Here is a 17,151-nt window from a genome sequence, read left to right as displayed (position 1 = left end):
TGCCGTCGGGGCGCCGGACGGCACGCGGGGCGGGTGGCGCGGGTGCCGCGCGGGAGTTGACCCCCGCCAACGCGGCCTCCGCGGGCCGCCCTTCGAGTTCGGCGAGCACCAGCTGCCCGACCTGGGCCCGCAGTTCGCGGAAGGCCACGAGCCAGACCGGGCGCGCCCCGGGCAGGGCGGTGTGATCCGGGACGAGCCCGGCACCCGCGAGCCAGGCGAGCAGCCGGTCCACGGAGTCGAGCCGTTCCACGGGGTGGTTCGTCGCCACGAGGTCCAGACAGCTCCGCCCGGAGTCGAATCGCAGCTCGTACGTGGCCGGGTCCATGCCCAGTGCCATGCGCCTGTCACCGCCTTGTGGGGTTACCGGTGAGTGCTCCCCCTACAGTGCCTCGCCTCGGGCGGGTGCGGAACCCCTGCCACCGCGCGCGGGTGAGACGCCCGCTTATGGGGGTGCGCTTCGGAACCATGGTCGGAGGCCCGCCGGGCCGGTTGACTCGGTCCCATGAGAGACAACCGAGTGACGAACCAGCGGGGGCAGGGCAGCGCCGGGGCCGTTCTGGGGGCGGCGATCGTCGCCATGGGCCTGATCTCCGGAACCTTCTACATCTTCTCCTGCGGTGTGATGCCGGGCCTCGGGCGCAGCGACGACCGCGTCTTCATCGAGGTCATGCAGAACATGAACGACGCGTTCAACAATCCGGTCTTCTTCGCGAGTTTCATCGGGGCGCTGCTCTTCACGGCGGTCTCCGCGTGGCAGCTGCGCGGGACCGGCTCGTACCGGTGGGTCCTCGCGGCGCTCGTCGTCTACCTCGTGGCCTTCGCGATCACGTCGGTCGTGAACGTGCCGCTGAACGACGAACTCGCGGACGCGGGCGACCCGGCGAAGATCGCCGATCCGGCCGCCGTGCGCGACAAGTTCGAGGACACGTGGCTGGCCTGGAACGTCGTGCGGACGCTGCTCTCCACCGTGGCGGTCGGCCTGCTCGCGCGGGCGCTGGTGCTGCGAGGGCGGGACAGCAAGGCCGCCCGTCGGCCGGAGCACTCGGCCCCGGCAGCCGGCTCAATCTGAGTACTTCGACCCGGCGGCCGGATCGAGCGCGAGCCGGTAGCCCCGCTTGACCACCGTCTGGACGAGCTTCGGAGCCCCAAGTGCCGTACGCAGCCTGGCCATCGCGGTCTCCACGGCGTGCTCGTCGCGCCCCGCGCCGGGCAGCGCGCGCAGGAGTTCGGCGCGGGACACCACCCACCCCGGGCGCCGCGCGAGCGCCCGAAGGAGCGACATCCCCGCGGGCGGAACGGGCCGCAGCTCGTCGTCGACCAGGACCGCGTGGCCGCGGATCTCGACGCGGTGCCCCGCGATGGGCAACGTACGGGCGCGGGAGGGCAGTTCCTGGCACAGGATCTGTACGAGGGGGCCTAGCCGGAAGCGTTCGGGCTGCACCGTGTCGACGCCGCGGGCCTGCAGCGGCAGCGCGGTGACCGGGCCCACGCAGGCGGACAGGACGTCGTGCTGGAGGGCCGCGAAGAGCTCGATGGACATGCCACGGTCCTCGGCGCGGGCCAGGAAGGACGCGGCGGCGGGCGCGCTGGTGAACGTCAGCGCGTCGACGGCGCGCGCGACGGTGGCGTCGAGGAGCCGGTCGACGGGAGCGAGGTCCTCGGGCGGCATCCACCGGTAGACGGGGACGCCGACGACGTCCGCTCCCCCGGCGCGCAGCGACTCGATGAAGCCGGGCAGCGGTTCGCCGTGCAGCTGGAGCGCGATGCGCTTCCCGTCGACGCCTTCGTCGAGCAGCCGGTCGAGCACCTCCGCCATGGACTCGGAGGCGGGTGACCACTTCTCGGTGAGCCCGGCGGCACGGATGGCGCCTTTGACCTTGGGCCCGCGGGCGAGCAGCTCGACACCCCTGAGGCACTGCAGCAGCGCATCGCCGAACCCCCACCCGTCGGCGGCCTCGACCCAGCCGCGGAACCCGATCGCGGTGGTGGCGACCACCACGTCGGGCGCGTGGTCGATCAATTCCTTGGTGGCGGAGAGGAGTTCGCTGTCGTCGGCGAGCGGAACGATGCGCAGTGCGGGCGCGTGCAGGACCGTGGCGCCACGCCGCTGGAGCAGCGCACCGAGCTCGTCCGCACGCCGGGCTGCGGTGACGCCGACGGTGAATCCGGCGAGGGGGCCGTTCTGGTGACCGTTGCTCTGGTGCCGGTTGTCCTGCTGACCGTTCTGAGGGGTCGCGTGCATGGCAGCTGCTCTCGTCCCGCTAGTACTGCGCGATGTGTGGTCCGGGGTTGAACGAGCCTGCCAACGGCCCGTGACAACCCCGGATCATCACGATGTCGTACGTGTTACACCAGCGTACGACCGCACCTGCCTCAGACCTCCGCGTACGTGAGCTGGGGCTTTGCCTCCTCGTCCGCGGCCCGGCCGGAGTCCGGGGTGGCCGCGGGGCGGCGAAGGTATACGGCCCACGTGACGCAGAAGCACGCGGCGTAGAAGGCGAGGAAGGCGAGGAAGGCGCCGGTCCCCGACCCCACGGTCTGGAAGGACTGCCGGAAGGCGAGATTGATCCCGAGCCCGCCGAGCGCGCCGACGGCGCCGATGAGCCCCATGGAGGCCCCGGAGAGCCGCCGTCCGTAGGCCGCGGCGGCTTCCCCCTGAAGCCCCTTCTGGAGGGCCTTGGCCTGGAAGATGCCGGGGATCATCTTGTACGTCGACCCGTTGCCGAGCCCGCTGAGCACGAACAGCACGACGAAGGCGGCGACGAAGAGCGCGAGCGACTCCTGCATGGAGGCGATGACGACGACCGCGGTGGCCGCGCCCATCCCGACGAAGTTCCACAGCGTGATGCGGGCACCGCCGAACCGGTCGGCGAGCCGCCCGCCGACGGGCCGGATCAGCGAGCCGAGCAGTGGCCCGATGAAGGTGACGGCGGCGGCCTGCAGCGGCGTACGCCCGAACTGGGTCTGCAGCACGAGCCCGAACGCGAAGCTGTACCCGATGAAGGACCCGAAGGTCCCCACGTACAGAAAGGCCATGATCCAGGTGTGCGCGTCCCGCACGGCTTCCTTGGCCGCCCCGGTGTCGTTCTTCACGGTCGCGAGGTTGTCCATGAAGAGGGCGGCGCAGACGGCCGAGACGAAGATGAGGGGGATGTAGATCCCCAGGAGCACGCGGGGCCCGCCACCGGCGCCGATGACCGCGAGCCCGGCGAGCTGGACGACGGGTACGCCGATGTTGCCGCCACCGGCGTTGAGCCCGAGCGCCCACCCCTTCTTCCTCAAGGGGAAGAAGGAATTGATGTTGGTCATGCTGGACGCGAAGTTGCCGCCGCCCACGCCGGTGAGGAGGGCGCACACCATGAAGGTGGTGTAGGAGGTCCCGGGCTCCATGGCGACGAAGGCCGCGATGGTGGGCAGGAGCAGCATGCTCGCCGCGATGATCGTCCAGTTGCGCCCGCCGAAGCGGGCGACGGCGAAGGTGTACGGGACGCGGACGACGGCCCCGACGAGGGTGGCCATGGACACCAGGAAGAACTTCCCGGCGGGATCGATCCCGTACTCGGGCCCCATGAACAGCACCATCACGGACCACAGGGTCCAGATGGAGAACCCGATGTGCTCCGAGAGGATCGAGAACACCAGATTCCGCCGGGCGACCCGCTCGCCTCCCTCCTCCTCCCAGAACTTCACGTCTTCCGGGTCCCACCGTTGGATCCACATGACAGACCTCCGCATCTCCACAGCCGGCGACTGATGGCCCCGAAGGTAGGGAGGGCGGGTTTCAGTCCTGTGGCACGCGGTGACCGGCGGGGAACTTTGCTCTCACCTGGCGGCGGGGCGGGCGGTGAGGGCCCCTCGCGGGGAGGCGTCGGCGCAGGTCAGGCCTTGTTCACCCACGGGAGTACGTCACTGCCGCCACCCTTGTCCCACTTGAGGGTCACTTCGTCGTTGGCCTGGGTGAGGTCGGCCGAGATGTACTTCTTGTCGTCGCCGGTGCCGCACTTGAGGGCGATGCGGAAGCCGGTGCCGCCCTGCTCCTGCCCGAGCCCCATGCACAGCCCGTCGCCACCCGCGTCGATGTACGAGACCGAGTGCTTGCCCTTGCCCTGCCCCGAGGTGAGCTTGTCGCCGATGGTGAGCGTCTTGGCCTCGGCGTTCTGCCACTGGCCTTGATAGCCGGTGTCTCCGGGGGGCCGGGCCTGTTCGGCATCGGGATCGGCTTCGGTCGGGTCGTCGAGGGGGTCCTCGGAGGGCTGAGCGGAAGGCTCCTCGGACTCGGAGGCGGAGGGACTGGCCGCCACACTCTTGTCGGCCTTCGGCTTCTGGTCGTCGCCGCTGTCGCCACTGTCGCCGCTGGTGGCGAGGAAGATGCCGCCGCCGATGAGCGCGGCGATGACGACGACGGAGCCGATGACGAGGGCGAGCTTGTTCTTGCCTGCGCTCCCGCCGGGCGGAGGGGGCGGCGGGTAGCCGGCGTACTGGGGGCCGGGCTGGCCGAAGGGTTGCTGGGGCTGCTGGGGCTGCTGGGGCTGCTGGCCGTAGGGACCCGGCTGAGGCTGACCGTATGGCTGGCCGTACGGAGGCTGGGCGGGCGGCGGTCCCTGCGACGCGTACGGGTTCTGCCCGTCGGGTTGCTGCGGCGGGGGCGGCGGTGCGCCGTAAGGACCGGCGGGCGCCCCCGGTACGGGCGGCTGGGGCTGCTGCGGAGGCCCGAATCCGCTCTGCTGCCCGCCCTGCGGTCCGTACTGCTGTCCGTCCTGCGATCGGTCCTGCTGCCCGCCGTGCGGCGGCTGACCGGGAGGCTGAGTCATACGGGTTGGGATCCCTTCGCTGTCCGGCTCTTCACAGAGCCCAGCGGAAACCCCCTGCCCCCGCCCACCCCCAACATCCACCACGCGGCATGCGGCGCACAAGGCCCACCGGTGGCCTCCGGGACACCTGGAACGAGGCAGTCCGCACGCGTATCGTCGAAATTACGTGGTGGTCTGTCGAGTCCTCGCGGAGGGCGGTGCGCCCAGTGATCGAGCATCGGATATTGGGGCCGCAGGACGGCGAGCTCCATCAGCCGGAGCAGGCGTGCGGGGACCGCTTCCTGATCGACAGCGGTGAGCAGGCTGGCCGCTTCGCGCTCGTCGAGCATCGTCTGCCGCCAAAGGTTCTCGCGGCCCCGGTCCACAGACACACCCGCGAGGACGAGTTCAGCTTCATCCTCGAAGGATCGGTCGGTGCGAGGTTCGGTGACGAGGAGGTCGTGGCCGGACCCGGCGAACTCGTCTTCAAGCCGCGCGACGAGTGGCACACGTTCTGGAACGCGGGCGACACCCCGGCCCGGTTGCTCGAGATCATCTCTCCAGGAGGCCTGGAGGAGCTGTTCCGGTGGCTCGACCAGCAGAGCGAGGAGTTGAGCCCGGAGGCCATGCAGCAGAAGGCGGGGCTCTACGGCTGCTCGATGGACATGGAAGCGACGATGGCGCTCGTCACGAAGCACGGGCTCATCTTCTAGCCCCTTCCAGCCCTCCGGCCGCCGCACCCACGCAACCCACGCAACCCACGCAACCCACGCAACCCACGCAACCCACAGGAACCTGCACCTCGAACCACAGCAACTTCCCCCCCGCTGCCGAAAAGTTGATCCCCAAGCGGCCACCCGCCCCACGCATCGGCGCACTGCCGTACGAGGAAGAGCCCACGCCCACCGTCGGAGTCCACCGGCACGGGCGCACCGAACGCGCCGGGTGGCTTGTCGAAGGGGGCAGGGATGTGGGGGCTGGTGTCCCACACCCCGACACGAAGCCGCCCGGCCCGGACAGACCGCAACCGCAGCGAGGCGGGCCCTTTCGTGTGCCGGTAGGCATTGGTGACTATCTCCGACGTCAACAGCTCGGCGATGTCAAGGAGTTCACCCATGCCGTACCCGGTCAGCGCGGCCCGCAAGGTCATACGGGCGACGCGGGGCGCTCTTGGATCACGGGGCAGATGAAGGGCGTAGGACCAGCCTTGGGGTGGGGCTACGGTGACCATGGAGGCCTCCCAGGGGCAGGGGGATTCGGCTCGCTCGCGGATCCGTCGCGCGGTGGCAGGGCCACGGTCGTGGTGCTCTTCCGCCTTGGTGGCGCCGCGAGTTGAGCGGTTCGTGAACTACGGTAGAGCAGACAGTTAGATACTTCTCACCTATCACTGGAGATGTATCGCCCCTTCACTCGTGTGAGGGACGCAGGAGCCACAACACGGCCTGAAAGGAGGCGCTTTGCCGCCCACCAGTACGCCGACGCTGCGCCAGCGGAGACTGGGCGCCGAACTGCGCAAGCTCCGGGAACGAGCAGGGCTCACCGCCACCCAGGCCGCCGCGCACCTCGGCGTCAACCAAGCGCGCGTCAGCATGATCGAGACCGGCCGCACCCCGGTCAGCGCCGACCGCGTCCGCGCCACGGCGCGCGCCTATACGTGCACCGACGACTCACTGGTGGATGCCCTCGCCGCCATGACGGGACGGCGCACTCGCGGCTGGTGGGAGGAGTACCGCGAACACCTACGTCCAGACCTCATCGACTTGGCGGAACTTGAGCACCACGCCACCCAGCTACAAGTGGCGCTGACACTGCACATTCCGGCGCTCCTCCAGACGACGGACCACGCACGCGCAATGCTCGGCGAGGCCGTTCCGGCCTTCAGGCCGTACGAACTCGAACACTGGTTGTCGTTCAGGATCAAGCGGCAGGCGTTGCTTCACCGCTCCGATCCACTCCCCTACTCAGCACTCGTGCACGAAGCAGCGCTACGCATGCAGTACGGCGGTTCAGACACCGCACGCAGCCAGCTTGCCCACATCCTCGAACTGGGCGAACAGGACAATGTCACCGTCCGCGTGATCCCCTTCGCCACGCCCAGCTTCCCCGGCAACGGCCAGTCCTTCGACTACGTTCGCGGCCCCGTCCCGCAGCTCGACACTGTTCAGCTGGACACCCACCACGGTTGCGAATTCCTGGATGCAGAGGCTCAGTTGAACAAGTACCGCACGGTGCTGGACCGCATGGAGGCCTGCGCACTCAAGCCGCAAAAGTCGCGCGACTTCATACAACGCATCATGCGAAGCATCTGAGAAGGGACCGCATTGCACACCTACAACTGGCAGAAGTCGACCTACAGCCCCGACGGGTCGAACTGCGTCTACATAGCCGCCACCCCGGACGGCACGATCCACCTCCGCGAAAGCGACGAGCCCGACATCACCCTCACGACCACCCCCGACCGCCTCCACGCCCTAATACGCACCCTCAAAACCACCCCACGCTGAGTGCTCCCGATGACACCCGAACTCCACTGGCAGAAGTCGACCTACAGCGCCGAGGCCGCCAACTGCGTCTACGTCGCTACCGCCCCTGACGGCACAATCCGCCTCCGCGAAAGCGACGAACCCGACATCACCCTCACGACCACCCCCGACCGCCTCCACGCCCTAATACGCACCCTCAAAACCACCCCACGCTGAGGCACCCATGCCCGAAGCTCACTGGCAGAAGTCCACGTACAGCGGCGACGCATCGAACTGCATCTACATAGCCGCCGCCCCCGACGGCACAATCCACCTCCGCGAAAGCGACGAACCCGACGCCACCCTCACGACCACCCCCGACCGCCTCCACGCCCTAATACGCACCCTCAAGACCACCCTCAAGGCCACCCCCCGCCTCTGACACCCAGGCTTTTCGCGACCCCCATCGCCCATCGCCCCGCGGGCCCGGCTGGCTCGTCCGCATGAAAGCCTTTGCACTTTGAGCACAGCCGGTCGCCCCCGAGAAGCCGTCGCCCCAAGGAGTCAGAAGTGAACCGCCGTTTCCTGCCCGTTGCGGTCGCGATCACCGCAAGCACCGCACTCTTGCTGACCGGATGCGGTTCGGGCGGCAGTGACGATGACCAGCCCGACAAGGTCAAAGGGGCCGGGGGCGGAGACAAGGACACCTCGGCCTCCGCCGGCGCTTCGGCGAAGCCGGACGGGTCCGAGCGGCCGGAGATCAAGCTGCCCAAGGACTTCCAGGCCGACTTCGCGGGCTGGAAGAACAGCGACCCGAAGCTGCAGGCCATCATGGACGACGGCAAGGAGCGCCTCCTTGCGTCCTACGCCGCGATCATCAACGAAGACCCCAAGGACGACGCCTTCACCTTCTACAACACCCGTGACGCCCTGCGTACCGGGACGACATGGATCAAAAGCTTCACGGACGATGACCTGACCCTGATCGGGAAGGTCCGCGTGTTCCAACCGCAGCCGCGTATCAGCCCGGACGGCTCCGGAACGCTCTTCTACTGTGTCGACGAGGGCAAGGGGTCCACCAGGGACACCAAGACCGGCAAGATCACCCACACCCCTGCCGATGACGCCTTGGTGCTGTACCGGACCAAGTTGAGCAAGACCGACGAGGGCATCTGGAAGACAACGATGGTCCAGTCGGAGGGCGGGGCGTGTAAGTGAGCACGCTGCCCCGCCCCGTGCATCAGCCGTCTCCGCTCTTCCCGCCCCCCACCAAATGCAGGAAAGTCGCGGTGACACGCCGTGTGCCACTGCGACTTTCCTGCTACCGCCTCTCACCAACCACTCACCGGTTGATGGACTGGATCTCCTCCACTGCCACCTGCTGATCCGCGCCAAACTCACCAGCGGGCAGGTCACCGCCCTCGCCCGTGGTGCTGGTCCAGCTGATCTTCCAGGTGAGGGTCGCCTGGAGGTTGTACGAGCCGTCGCCCGAGGACCGCAGGTACTTCACGCCGCACGGCGGTTGCGTGTCCGCGGGCGTGCCCTTGGCGCGGGGCTCGCCGATCTTGCCGTCCTCGATGGGGCATTCCCCGGAGGCGGGGTAGGTCTCGGCGTCCTCTGTCCCTGGATCGATCGAGAGGGACACGGGTTCAGCGGTCGTCGTCGCGGAAAGCCCCGAGCCCGGGATACTCGCGGTGACGGAGACCTTCTTGAACTTCGCCCTGTCCAGCCAGGCCCAGGTCGGGAGATTGACCTTCGTCGTTCCCTCGGGCGCCATCGTGATCTCGGTGCTGGGCACGGGGAGTTCGTCGTAGGCGTACTCGGCGAGGATCTTGGGCGAGACTGCGAGCGGTTCCTTGGGGGTGTCGCCCGTGGGCACCCAGAAGGGCAGCTTGTCGCAGGAGTTGGCCTCGGGATCGTCCTTGCGCTTTTCGTTGATGGCCGCCGCCCAGAACTGTCCCTCACCCTGCTTGTCGAGGTTGTAGTTCTTGTAGGGGCGCCCCTCCTTGAAGTACGTATCGAACACGCCGCCCACGAAGTCGCCGACTCCGAACACCTTCATCTGCCGGATCGCCTTGACCGTGGCCTGGATCTGCTTCGGGGAGTAGGCGGGCTCGTACCAGCAGGCCGGTGGATCCCAGTTGCTGTTGGCGGGCGTGAGGGACCCCGTCTTCGCGGACTTGGGGCTGCCCTCGACCGTTGTCTGAATCTTCGTCTGAACGTTGAGGTTCTGGTCCTGTCGGCCTGCCTTGACCTCGCCCTCGCGAGCACCGCCCTTGCCGTTCTTGCCGGCCGCGTATGCAGAACCCGGCACTGCCGCCATGGACACTGCCATGAGGGGAACCAGCAACCGCCAGACAGCGTGGCGCCTCACAGGCACTGCTTGGCCCCCGACGTCGAAGTGACGGAATCCGTCTGCCAAACACCCTTGGCGTTCTTCTTCACCCTCGTGTTGTAGAAGGCGTAGTCGTCCTTCGACGCCGGAATCGACTTGTCCACCTTGCCCGTCTTCCGGTCCTTCGGATACGACTTCGTCTCGTCCACGCAGTACGTCACCGCCGCAGCGCCCGACTTGAGGAACGTCACCTGACGGTTGAAGTACCGAGTGGTCCCCTCGAAACTCCTACCGTCCTTGTAGAAGCCCTGGACGTAGTCCGCCGCCGACAGCAACGCATCGCCCGACGAGTAGAACTTCAGCGCCGGATGCTTCTCGGCATCGACCGTGATCGCCTCATCAATCGAGTTGATCCGCCGCTCGTTGTCCGCAAGGATCGCGTCCTTCTTCGCGTCCCCCGTCTTGCCGCCCTCGAAGACGTTCTTCACGCCCTTCGGCAGCTTGATCTCCGGCCGCTCGATCCCGTCATCGGACGCTGTCGGAGACGGCGACTCTCTCTTCTCACCAGACTCGGCACCCGCGATCTTGTCGTTCTCCTTGGAGTCGCCGTCGCCCCCTCCGCAAGCAGAGAGCGAGAGGACTGCGGCAGCAGTGAGGGCGGTCGCTGCGAGCAGGGCGGGTCGGCGAGTCACGGTCAGCTCCTGATGAGACGAGGGTTCTCTGGAGTGAACCAAGCTATCGATGAGGGGAGGGTGGCGTCATGTCGAGGTTCGCGCCCAGTGGGACATAGGCGGGCATAGCATCCGTACGACACTGTCATTGGCGCAGATCGATCGCTCAGCGCAGATCGACACTCACCAACAGGCACGGAGCATGGCGCCTCTTCGCCCTTTGAATCCGCGAAGTCGTCGCGCCCCTTGAGAGGCAGGGCGACAGGGCGACAGGGCGGAAGCGGGGCTCAGCCCAGGTGCGTATCCCCCAGGGAAACCAACAGCCTCCGCAGCGCCCCATCCACCGCCCGGCGGTCATCAGCGGACAGAGCGGCCAGCATCCGCTCCTCATTCGCCACGTGATCCACCACCGCGCGGTCGACCAGCTCGCGGCCCGCCTCCGTCAGGCGGACCCTGATCGCCCGGCGGTCGGACGGGTCGGGGTGGCGTTCGATGAAGCCCTTGCGTTCCAGCTTGTCGAGGCGGTTGGTGATCGCGCCTGACGTCACCATGGCCGTCTTGATGAGACCGCCCGCCGTCAGTTCGTGGGGGGCACCCGCCCTCCGCAGCGTCGCGAGGACGTCGAACTCCGGGAACTCCAGGCCGTGTTCGGCGAAGATCGGCTTCATTCCCTTACTCAGCAGGTGGTCCGCCCGTTTGATGCGGCCCACCAGTGCCATCGCGTCCAGGCCCGTCGCGTCCATGTCCGGGCGCTCGCGGTGCCATTGGGCGCGCAGCTCATCGATGGCGTCGGCGTCAGCGTCGGCGTCCGCCACGGTCGCCGTCGGCACCGCCTCAGGGTCAGCAGCCATTCCCGCACTCCTCTCGGCAAGGCCCCGGGGCCAGATATATCTCAACGTTCAGATACTTGACGTTCGCGGACCCAGGGTTCATATTTATCTCAACGTTGAGAATAACAGCGTTCAGGGGAATCGAGGGGGAGTACACCATGTCCATCAGCAGCCCGCAGGCAAGGGTCACTCGCAGCGCACACCGTCCCGGCGGCCAAGGCGGGCTCACCCCCGCACCCCGAAGCCGCGCCCTCGCCGCCGCGGGCCTCGCCGCCATCGGTCCCGCCACCTGGGGCACCACCTACGTCACCACCACCGAACTCCTGCCCCCGGACCGCCCCTTGCTCGCCGCAGCTCTGCGCGCGCTGCCCGCCGGGCTCATCCTGCTCGCCCTCACCCGGCGGCTGCCCAGCGGTGACTGGTGGTGGAAGGCGGGGGTTCTCGGGATGCTCAACTTCGGGGCTTTCTTCCCGCTCCTCTTCTTCGGCGCCTACCACCTCCCCGGCGGCGTCGCCTCCACCGTCAGCGCCGTCATGCCGCTCCTCGTCGCCGGCTTCGGGGTCGGGGTATTGAAGGTGCGGCCCACGCGTCGGACCTTGGCCGCCGGGCTCGTCGGAGTCGTCGGCGTCGGGCTGCTCGTCCTGCGCGGCAGCGCCTCCGTCGACCTCGCGGGGATCGTGGCCATGCTGGCCGCCACCACCCTGATGGCCCTCGCCGTCGTACTCAGCAAGCGCTGGGGACGGCCCGAAGGTGTCTCCCTGCTCGCCCTCACCGGGTGGCAACTCACCCCGGGCGGGCTGGTGTTGGCCCCCATTGCCCTCACCTTCGAAGGTCTCCCTGACCACTTCACCGGGGCCAACCTCGCCGGATACGCCTACCTCGGCATCATCGGCACCGCCATCGCGTACGCCCTCTGGTTCCGCGGCATCGAGCGGCTGCCCGCCTCGTCCGTGTCGTTCCTGGGGCTCACGAATCCCGTCGTCGCCACCCTCGCCGGACTGCTCCTCCTGGGGCAGACCCTCACCCTCTGGCAGGTGGGCGGTCTCGTGCTCGTCCTGGCGAGCGTCTTCGTCGGGCAAGGCCGCCGCACCGCCCGCAAGCACTCCTGAATTCCTGTGAATTCCTGAATCAACCCGCGACCCGCCCCAAGGAGCAACTCGCATGCGCATCACCGTCTTCGGCGCAGCCGGAAACGTCGGCAGCCGCGTCGTCACCGAAGCCCTCACCCGCGGCCACGAAGTCACCGCCGTCGTCCGCGACCCCGCCCGCTTCCCTACCCTGCACCCCGCCGCCACCCACCGCACCGGTGACGCCGGAGTCCCCGAGCACGTCGCCGAGTTGAGCGCCGGGCAGGACCTCGTGGTGAACGCCACCAGACCCGCCCCCGGCCGCGAGGCCGAACACGCCGCCATCAGCCGGGCCTTGCTCGCCGGACTCGCCCGCATCAATGGCGTACGCCTGCTCATTGTCGGCGGGGCGGGAAGCCTGACCGTGCCGGGCAAGGAAGGCGTCCTCGCCATCGATGACCCCACCTACGTCCCCACCGCCTGGCGGCACATCGCCCTGGCCTCCAACGCCCAGTTCGACGCCGTCCGCACCGCCGACACCTCGGTCGACTGGACGTACGTGAGCCCGTCCGCCCTGCTCGAGCCCGGCGTTCGCACCGGCGCCTACCGGCTCGGCGCCGACGAGTTGATCGTCGACGCCGAGGGGAAGTCCGCCATCTCCATGGAGGACCTGGCGGTGGCCCTCCTGGACGAGGCCGAACGCCCCAAGCACCACCGCACCCGCTTCACCGTCGGGTACTGAAGGCCCACGGAACCTCAGCCCCGGTGCGAACCGCCCCGCGAAGCCGCCCGCCTGCCCTTCGGTGCCTTGGAAGGCTTCGCCCCGTTCGGCCACAGCCTCGGGCTCCGCTTCGCCGCGAAGTCCTCGATCCAGCCCACGGCCATCACCATCAGGCCGATCAACGGCCAGACCAGGACCGTCATCCACAGCATGTACGTCGAGTCCAGCGCGGAGCTCCAGCGCTCGTCCTGCATGAACGGCAGGTCGTACGCCATGTCGATGATCGGCACCGTGGCCATGATCAGGAGGTTGTGCCAGAGATAGATCGTCACCGCTCGGTTGTTGGAGAGGGTGATGAGCTTGTCCCAGCGCTTCAGGCGGCCCGGCAGCTCCTGCCACGACGGGGAGTACTGGAAGAGGATGACGACGAAACCGAAGGACCACGCCGCCTGGGCGAGGGGGATGTCGTTCAGGTCCCAGCCGTCCGGGCCCAGATGGCCCGAGGCCCACCACAGGCCGAAGGCCATGATCAGGACCGAGGCCGACACCGCCATGTAGCGGGGCACGCGGGCGAGTACGCCCTCCTGGTGAGCCATGCCGAGGACCCAGCAGCTGCCGTACACCGCGAAGTCCGAGACCGCGTTGCCCGTCTCGCCGGGGATCTTGACGATCTCCGTGGCGAGCACCGCCGTCAGGGCCAGGGGTGCGAACAGCGTCGCCCACGGGACCCTGCGGAACGCCCACAGCAGCAGCGGCGACGCGATCACGAACCAGAGGTACGCCCGGATGTACCAGAGAGGGCCCGCGGCCTGGGCGGGCCAGGTGTCCTCCAGGAGGCCCGCCTTGTCCCCGATGTGCCAGGGGAAGGGCGGGGCGCCGATCGGGAAGACGTAGTTGACCATGCTGACCAGGCCCCACGTGTCCCCGTGGTCCGGGTCCTTGCTCACATTCCAGCCGCCGTAGAACAGCAGGAAGAGTGCCACCGCGCTGAACGCCCACATGGGGGGCAGCAGTCGGCGTATTCGGCCTCTGATCACGCCCCAGGCCGGGCGCTTCAGGGAGCGCGCCATCAGCGCGCCCGCCAGCGCGAACATCACGCCCATGGACGGGAAGAGGATCGTCAGCCAGGCCCAGCCGAACAGGTGGTAGATGACGACGCGGACCAGGGCCAGCGAGCGCAGCACGTCGAAGTAGCGGTCGCGGCCCGGCTTCTTGGGGGGAGCCGGAGCCGCCGGGGCGGGGGGCACGGGAGCGTAAGGCGCCGGCACCTGCGGCAGCGGCTGCGTGGGATGGGTCATGCGACGGGCCTCCGGTCAGGGCTGCCCGTCCGCTGCTGCGGAATCGAGGGCGGCGACCCCAGTACCCCCGTGCGCCGGAGCTTCTGCCAGCGAAGGCGGCCTCCGGTCAGGGCGGTGATCCAGGACTGCAGCAGCACGACGTACATCAGCTGCCGGTAGAGGATCTGCTGGAGGGGCAGCGAGATCAGATGGGTCATGCGCTCGCGGTCGAGGCGGAAGGCGTACGCCGCGCACACCGCCTGGACGGCGAGCACGCCGAGCCACGCGATGATCGTCTTCTGGGTGGGGCCGAAGACCAGGCCGTAGAGAAGGAATACGTCGATCAGGGGGGCCAGGAGCGGCGCCAGGACCATGAAGAGGGACACCAGCGGCATGCCCACCCGGCCGAAGCGGCCTGACGGACCCGACTCGATCACCGAGCGGCGGTGCTTCCAGATCGCCTGCATCGTGCCGTACGACCAGCGGTAGCGCTGCGACCACAGCTGCTGCACCGTCTCCGGCGCCTCGGTCCACGCGCGCGCCTTCTCCGCGTACACGACGCGCCAGCCGTCCCGGTGCATCGCCATCGTGATGTCGGTGTCCTCGGCGAGCGTGTCGTCGCTCATGCCGCCGACCCGCTCAAGTGCCGAGCGCCGGAAGGCCCCCACGGCGCCGGGGATGGTCGGCATGCAGCCGAGCATGTCGTACATCCGGCGGTCGAGGTTGAAGCCCATCACGTACTCGATGTGCTGCCAGGCGCCGATCAGCGAGTCCCTGTTGCCGACCTTCGCGTTGCCCGCGACGGCGCCCACGCGCGGGTCGCCGAACGGCTGCACCAGCTCGCGCACGGTGGACTGCTCGAAGACCGTGTCACCGTCCATCATCACGATGAGGTCGTAACGGGCGTTGGCTATACCGCGGTTGAGGGCGGCCGGTTTGCCCGCGTTCTGCTGGCGTACGACGCGTACGTTCGGCAGGCGAAGCCCCTCGACGATCAGCGCGGTGCCGTCCGAGGAGCCGTCGTCGATGACGATGATCTCGATGGGGTGGTCGCTCGACATGAGCGAACGGACCGTGGCCTCGATGCACTTGGCCTCGTTGTAGGCGGGGACGAGGACCGACACCGGTTCGGTGATGTCCGGGCCCCAGCGGAAGCCCCGCCTGCGCACCTTGCGCGCGTGCACCGCGGAGAGCAGCAGCATCAGACCGAAGCGCGTCAGGACCAGGAAGCCGATGACGGCGAGGGCCACGACGAGTACGCCGGTGATCTTCTCCGACGCACCGACCAGGAAGACCCAGGCCTTGCCCTTCCACAGTTCTATGCCGGTGACCGGCGCGTGCGCGCTGGGTGCGTCCAGGGCCTCGGTGAGATTCGTGAACTGGTAGCCCTTGTCCTGCAGATCGGGCAGGAAGGTGTCGAGCGCGGCGACCGTCTGCGAGCGGTCGCCTCCGGAGTCGTGCATCAGGACGATGGCGCCCTTGCCGTGCTTGGGCGTGGCGCGGCGGATGATCTCGTGGACGCCGGGGCGCTTCCAGTCCTCGCTGTCGGTGTTGTTGACGACGGTGAGGTAGCCGCGGCTGCCGATGTACTTCGTCACCGGCCAGGACTTGTTGTCCATCGCGTCCGAGAACGAGGAGTACGGGGGGCGGAAGAGGGAGGTGCGGATGCCCGCGGCGCCCGCGAGGGCGAGCTGGTTCTGCGAGAGCTCCCAGTCGATGCGGCTGGTGGACTGGTACGACAGGTCGGGGTGGTTGAACGTGTGCAGGCCGACCTCGTGTCCCTCGCTCACCATGCGCTCGACGAGGTCGGGGTAGCGCGAGGCCATCGTGCCGGTGACGAAGAAGACGCCGTGCGCGTGGTGCTTCTTCAGTACGTCGAGGACCTTGGGGGTCCACTCCGGGTCCGGGCCGTCGTCGAAGGTCAGGACGAGGCGGTGGCGGGGGACGCTCAGCGTCTCCTCGTGGCCGCCGCGGGTGTCGATGACCGGGCCGCCCCCGTCAAGGACCTTCGACGGCACCTTGTCGGTGGCCGCGGGTGGGCGTACGCGATGGTCGGCGAGGATCTCGCTGTGCGTGTAGCCGCGCAGCATGAGCATCGCCATCAGGGCGACCAGGACGAGCAGGGGCAGGAGGTAGCGCAGGGGGACCCTGCGCCGCTTGGTGCCGCGGGCAGGCTGTGCGCGGCGTCGGCCGCCGCCGCCCTTGGGCTGGGGCCGGGAAGGGGACGGGGGCTGGGCGTGACTGTTACGGGGGCCGGCGGACCGGCCCCGGTTGGAGCGGGAGTTCATCGCTGTGCGCCCTCCAGGGGCTGCTGGCCGGCGCTTTGCGGGGAGACGTAACCGGCCGCCTGGGCGCTCTGCGGGGACTGCTGATCGGCGGCGGGCTGCACCACGGGGACTTCGCCGCCGCCTCCGCCCGCACCGCCCGGTGTCTCGGTCGACGGGTCCGGGTCCGGCGTGGTGGGGTCGTCGGTCGGGTCCGGGTCCGGGTCGGGCTTCGTGGGGTCGTCGGTCGGGTCGGGGTTCCCGCCGTCGTCCGTCGGGTCGGGGTCGGGCTTGCCGTCGTCCGTGGGGTCGGGGTCGGGTGACTCGCCGGGCTCGACCTTGCCGTCGTCCGTCTCCGAGGGGTCGGCCGAGCCGTCGCCGCCGGTCGCGGGAGCGGTGGCGCCGCTCTCCGACGAACCGGGCGAGGGGGTCGTGCCGGGTGATGCCGAGGGGTCGAGGGAGTCGGCCGGGCGGTCCGGTGTGTCCACCTTGCTCGCCGGCTTCTCGTCCTTGGGGTTGATCGGCAGCCAGGGCGCGCTGGAGTTGCCCGAGAGCAGGGTGCCCACGATGATCACCGCGTAGATGGCGCAGGCTATGCCGACGAGCACGCCTATCCGGCGGTACCTCCGGCTGCGGCGGCCCGTCTCATCGACGAAAACCGGCCCGTCAGGCGCGTCCTGGTCACTCTCGGCGGCCAGATCCGCCAGCTGTCGCCCCACCCCGTCGATCTGAAC

Annotated in this window: 20 protein-coding genes; 9 read left to right on the top strand and 11 right to left on the bottom strand. The window is 68.9% G+C overall.

Annotated elements, in window-relative coordinates:
- The coding region (locus tag ABD378_RS27580; protein WP_344524899.1) for an ABATE domain-containing protein at window positions 1–337 on the bottom strand (337 nt) is incomplete at its 3' end.
- Window positions 338–502: 165 nt separating this feature from the next.
- On the opposite strand from ABD378_RS27580, the gene ABD378_RS27575 reads away from it, so the two are divergent.
- Complete coding sequence (locus ABD378_RS27575) at window positions 503–1,069, top strand: anthrone oxygenase family protein (protein WP_344524897.1); 567 nt, start codon at window positions 503–505, stop codon at window positions 1,067–1,069.
- On the opposite strand, the gene ABD378_RS27570 is transcribed toward ABD378_RS27575, so the two are convergent.
- The 3 genes from ABD378_RS27570 to ABD378_RS27560 all read right to left on the bottom strand — a co-directional run bounded on the left by ABD378_RS27570 (window position 1,061) and on the right by ABD378_RS27560 (window position 4,811).
- Window positions 1,061–2,242 carry a uroporphyrinogen-III synthase gene (locus ABD378_RS27570; protein ID WP_344524895.1) on the bottom strand — a complete coding sequence of 394 codons (1,182 nt, stop codon included), beginning with the start codon at window positions 2,240–2,242 and terminating at the stop codon, window positions 1,061–1,063. The two genes, ABD378_RS27575 and ABD378_RS27570, sit on opposite strands and share 9 nt — an antisense overlap.
- 131 nt (window positions 2,243–2,373) lie before the next feature.
- Window positions 2,374–3,735 (bottom strand): nitrate/nitrite transporter, encoded by a 1,362-nt coding sequence (locus tag ABD378_RS27565; protein WP_425583866.1) that lies wholly within the window; start codon window positions 3,733–3,735, stop codon window positions 2,374–2,376.
- A 143-nt stretch (window positions 3,736–3,878) separates the two neighbouring features.
- Window positions 3,879–4,811, bottom strand: coding sequence for a hypothetical protein (locus ABD378_RS27560; RefSeq protein WP_344524891.1), 933 nt, complete (start codon window positions 4,809–4,811; stop codon window positions 3,879–3,881).
- Window positions 4,812–5,017: 206 nt separating this feature from the next.
- On the opposite strand from ABD378_RS27560, the gene ABD378_RS27555 reads away from it, so the two are divergent.
- Complete coding sequence (locus ABD378_RS27555; RefSeq protein ID WP_344524889.1) at window positions 5,018–5,503, top strand: cupin domain-containing protein; 486 nt, start codon at window positions 5,018–5,020, stop codon at window positions 5,501–5,503.
- Here the strand turns inward: ABD378_RS27555 and ABD378_RS27550 are convergent.
- On the bottom strand, window positions 5,500–5,940 hold the full coding sequence (locus ABD378_RS27550; RefSeq protein WP_344524905.1) for an ATP-binding protein: 441 nt from the start codon (window positions 5,938–5,940) through the stop codon (window positions 5,500–5,502). The genes ABD378_RS27555 and ABD378_RS27550 overlap by 4 nt on opposite strands.
- Window positions 5,941–6,247: 307 nt before the next feature.
- Between ABD378_RS27550 and ABD378_RS27545 the strand changes: the two genes are divergently transcribed.
- The 5 genes from ABD378_RS27545 (at window position 6,248) to ABD378_RS27525 (ending at window position 8,470) form a co-directional block, all read left to right on the top strand.
- Complete coding sequence (locus ABD378_RS27545) at window positions 6,248–7,099, top strand: helix-turn-helix domain-containing protein (protein ID WP_344524887.1); 852 nt, start codon at window positions 6,248–6,250, stop codon at window positions 7,097–7,099.
- Between the two features lie 12 nt (window positions 7,100–7,111).
- The gene (locus tag ABD378_RS27540) at window positions 7,112–7,294 is read left to right on the top strand and encodes a DUF397 domain-containing protein (RefSeq protein WP_344524885.1); all 183 of its coding nucleotides are present in this window, start codon (window positions 7,112–7,114) and stop codon (window positions 7,292–7,294) included.
- 9 nt (window positions 7,295–7,303) lie between these two features.
- Window positions 7,304–7,489, top strand: coding sequence for a DUF397 domain-containing protein (locus ABD378_RS27535; protein WP_344524883.1), 186 nt, complete (start codon window positions 7,304–7,306; stop codon window positions 7,487–7,489).
- A gap of 7 nt (window positions 7,490–7,496) precedes the next feature.
- Entirely contained in the window at window positions 7,497–7,694 is a 198-nt protein-coding gene (locus ABD378_RS27530) for a DUF397 domain-containing protein (protein WP_344524881.1), read from the top strand.
- 128 nt (window positions 7,695–7,822) lie between these two features.
- Window positions 7,823–8,470, top strand: coding sequence for a hypothetical protein (locus tag ABD378_RS27525; protein ID WP_344524879.1), 648 nt, complete (start codon window positions 7,823–7,825; stop codon window positions 8,468–8,470).
- A gap of 124 nt (window positions 8,471–8,594) precedes the next feature.
- Here the strand turns inward: ABD378_RS27525 and ABD378_RS27520 are convergent, their stop codons facing one another.
- The 3 genes from ABD378_RS27520 to ABD378_RS27510 form a co-directional block, all read right to left on the bottom strand.
- On the bottom strand, window positions 8,595–9,587 hold the full coding sequence (locus ABD378_RS27520) for a hypothetical protein (protein WP_344524877.1): 993 nt from the start codon (window positions 9,585–9,587) through the stop codon (window positions 8,595–8,597).
- Window positions 9,588–9,622: 35 nt separating this feature from the next.
- Window positions 9,623–10,279 (bottom strand): hypothetical protein, encoded by a 657-nt coding sequence (locus tag ABD378_RS27515; RefSeq protein ID WP_344524875.1) that lies wholly within the window; start codon window positions 10,277–10,279, stop codon window positions 9,623–9,625.
- 266 nt (window positions 10,280–10,545) lie between these two features.
- Complete coding sequence (locus tag ABD378_RS27510; RefSeq protein ID WP_344524873.1) at window positions 10,546–11,109, bottom strand: MarR family winged helix-turn-helix transcriptional regulator; 564 nt, start codon at window positions 11,107–11,109, stop codon at window positions 10,546–10,548.
- Window positions 11,110–11,246: 137 nt separating this feature from the next.
- Here ABD378_RS27510 and ABD378_RS27505 point away from each other — a divergent pair, with 137 nt between their 5' ends.
- Window positions 11,247–12,197: an EamA family transporter gene (locus ABD378_RS27505; RefSeq protein WP_344524871.1), complete on the top strand. Its 951-nt coding sequence runs from the start codon at window positions 11,247–11,249 to the stop codon at window positions 12,195–12,197.
- 52 nt (window positions 12,198–12,249) lie between these two features.
- The gene (locus ABD378_RS27500; RefSeq protein ID WP_344524869.1) at window positions 12,250–12,897 is read left to right on the top strand and encodes an NAD(P)-dependent oxidoreductase; all 648 of its coding nucleotides are present in this window, start codon (window positions 12,250–12,252) and stop codon (window positions 12,895–12,897) included.
- Window positions 12,898–12,911: 14 nt separating this feature from the next.
- On the opposite strand, the gene ABD378_RS27495 is transcribed toward ABD378_RS27500, so the two are convergent.
- From ABD378_RS27495 to ABD378_RS27485, 3 genes are read right to left on the bottom strand one after another with little or no spacing between them, the layout of a single operon-like run.
- Window positions 12,912–14,174, bottom strand: a complete 1,263-nt coding sequence (locus tag ABD378_RS27495) for an acyltransferase family protein (RefSeq protein WP_344524867.1) — start codon at window positions 14,172–14,174, stop codon at window positions 12,912–12,914.
- The gene (locus ABD378_RS27490; protein WP_386544909.1) at window positions 14,171–16,441 is read right to left on the bottom strand and encodes a bifunctional polysaccharide deacetylase/glycosyltransferase family 2 protein; all 2,271 of its coding nucleotides are present in this window, start codon (window positions 16,439–16,441) and stop codon (window positions 14,171–14,173) included. The genes ABD378_RS27495 and ABD378_RS27490 overlap by 4 nt, the downstream gene beginning before the upstream one ends.
- The gene (locus ABD378_RS27485; RefSeq protein WP_344524865.1) at window positions 16,438–17,136 is read right to left on the bottom strand and encodes a hypothetical protein; all 699 of its coding nucleotides are present in this window, start codon (window positions 17,134–17,136) and stop codon (window positions 16,438–16,440) included. The genes ABD378_RS27490 and ABD378_RS27485 overlap by 4 nt, the downstream gene beginning before the upstream one ends.
- Window positions 17,137–17,151 lie beyond the last annotated feature (15 nt).

Source organism: Streptomyces rectiviolaceus (genome assembly GCF_039533825.1).
Classification (GTDB): Bacteria; Actinomycetota; Actinomycetes; order Streptomycetales; family Streptomycetaceae; genus Streptomyces; species Streptomyces rectiviolaceus.
This window is presented reverse-complemented; position numbering and strand designations above follow the sequence as displayed.

Excerpts from the sequence above, each read along its gene's own strand:
- ABD378_RS27575 (WP_344524897.1), top strand. The coding sequence starts at position 503 with ATGAGAGACAACCGAGTGACGAACCAGCGGGGGCAGGGCAGCGCCGGG.
- ABD378_RS27570 (WP_344524895.1), bottom strand. The coding sequence starts at position 2,242 with ATGCACGCGACCCCTCAGAACGGTCAGCAGGACAACCGGCACCAGAGC.
- ABD378_RS27565 (WP_425583866.1), bottom strand. The coding sequence starts at position 3,735 with ATGCGGAGGTCTGTCATGTGGATCCAACGGTGGGACCCGGAAGACGTG.
- ABD378_RS27560 (WP_344524891.1), bottom strand. The coding sequence starts at position 4,811 with ATGACTCAGCCTCCCGGTCAGCCGCCGCACGGCGGGCAGCAGGACCGA.
- ABD378_RS27550 (WP_344524905.1), bottom strand. The coding sequence starts at position 5,940 with ATGACCTTGCGGGCCGCGCTGACCGGGTACGGCATGGGTGAACTCCTT.
- ABD378_RS27535 (WP_344524883.1), top strand. The coding sequence starts at position 7,304 with ATGACACCCGAACTCCACTGGCAGAAGTCGACCTACAGCGCCGAGGCC.
- ABD378_RS27530 (WP_344524881.1), top strand. The coding sequence starts at position 7,497 with ATGCCCGAAGCTCACTGGCAGAAGTCCACGTACAGCGGCGACGCATCG.
- ABD378_RS27520 (WP_344524877.1), bottom strand. The coding sequence starts at position 9,587 with ATGGCAGTGTCCATGGCGGCAGTGCCGGGTTCTGCATACGCGGCCGGC.
- ABD378_RS27510 (WP_344524873.1), bottom strand. The coding sequence starts at position 11,109 with ATGGCTGCTGACCCTGAGGCGGTGCCGACGGCGACCGTGGCGGACGCC.
- ABD378_RS27505 (WP_344524871.1), top strand. The coding sequence starts at position 11,247 with ATGTCCATCAGCAGCCCGCAGGCAAGGGTCACTCGCAGCGCACACCGT.
- ABD378_RS27500 (WP_344524869.1), top strand. The coding sequence starts at position 12,250 with ATGCGCATCACCGTCTTCGGCGCAGCCGGAAACGTCGGCAGCCGCGTC.
- ABD378_RS27495 (WP_344524867.1), bottom strand. The coding sequence starts at position 14,174 with ATGACCCATCCCACGCAGCCGCTGCCGCAGGTGCCGGCGCCTTACGCT.
- ABD378_RS27490 (WP_386544909.1), bottom strand. The coding sequence starts at position 16,441 with ATGAACTCCCGCTCCAACCGGGGCCGGTCCGCCGGCCCCCGTAACAGT.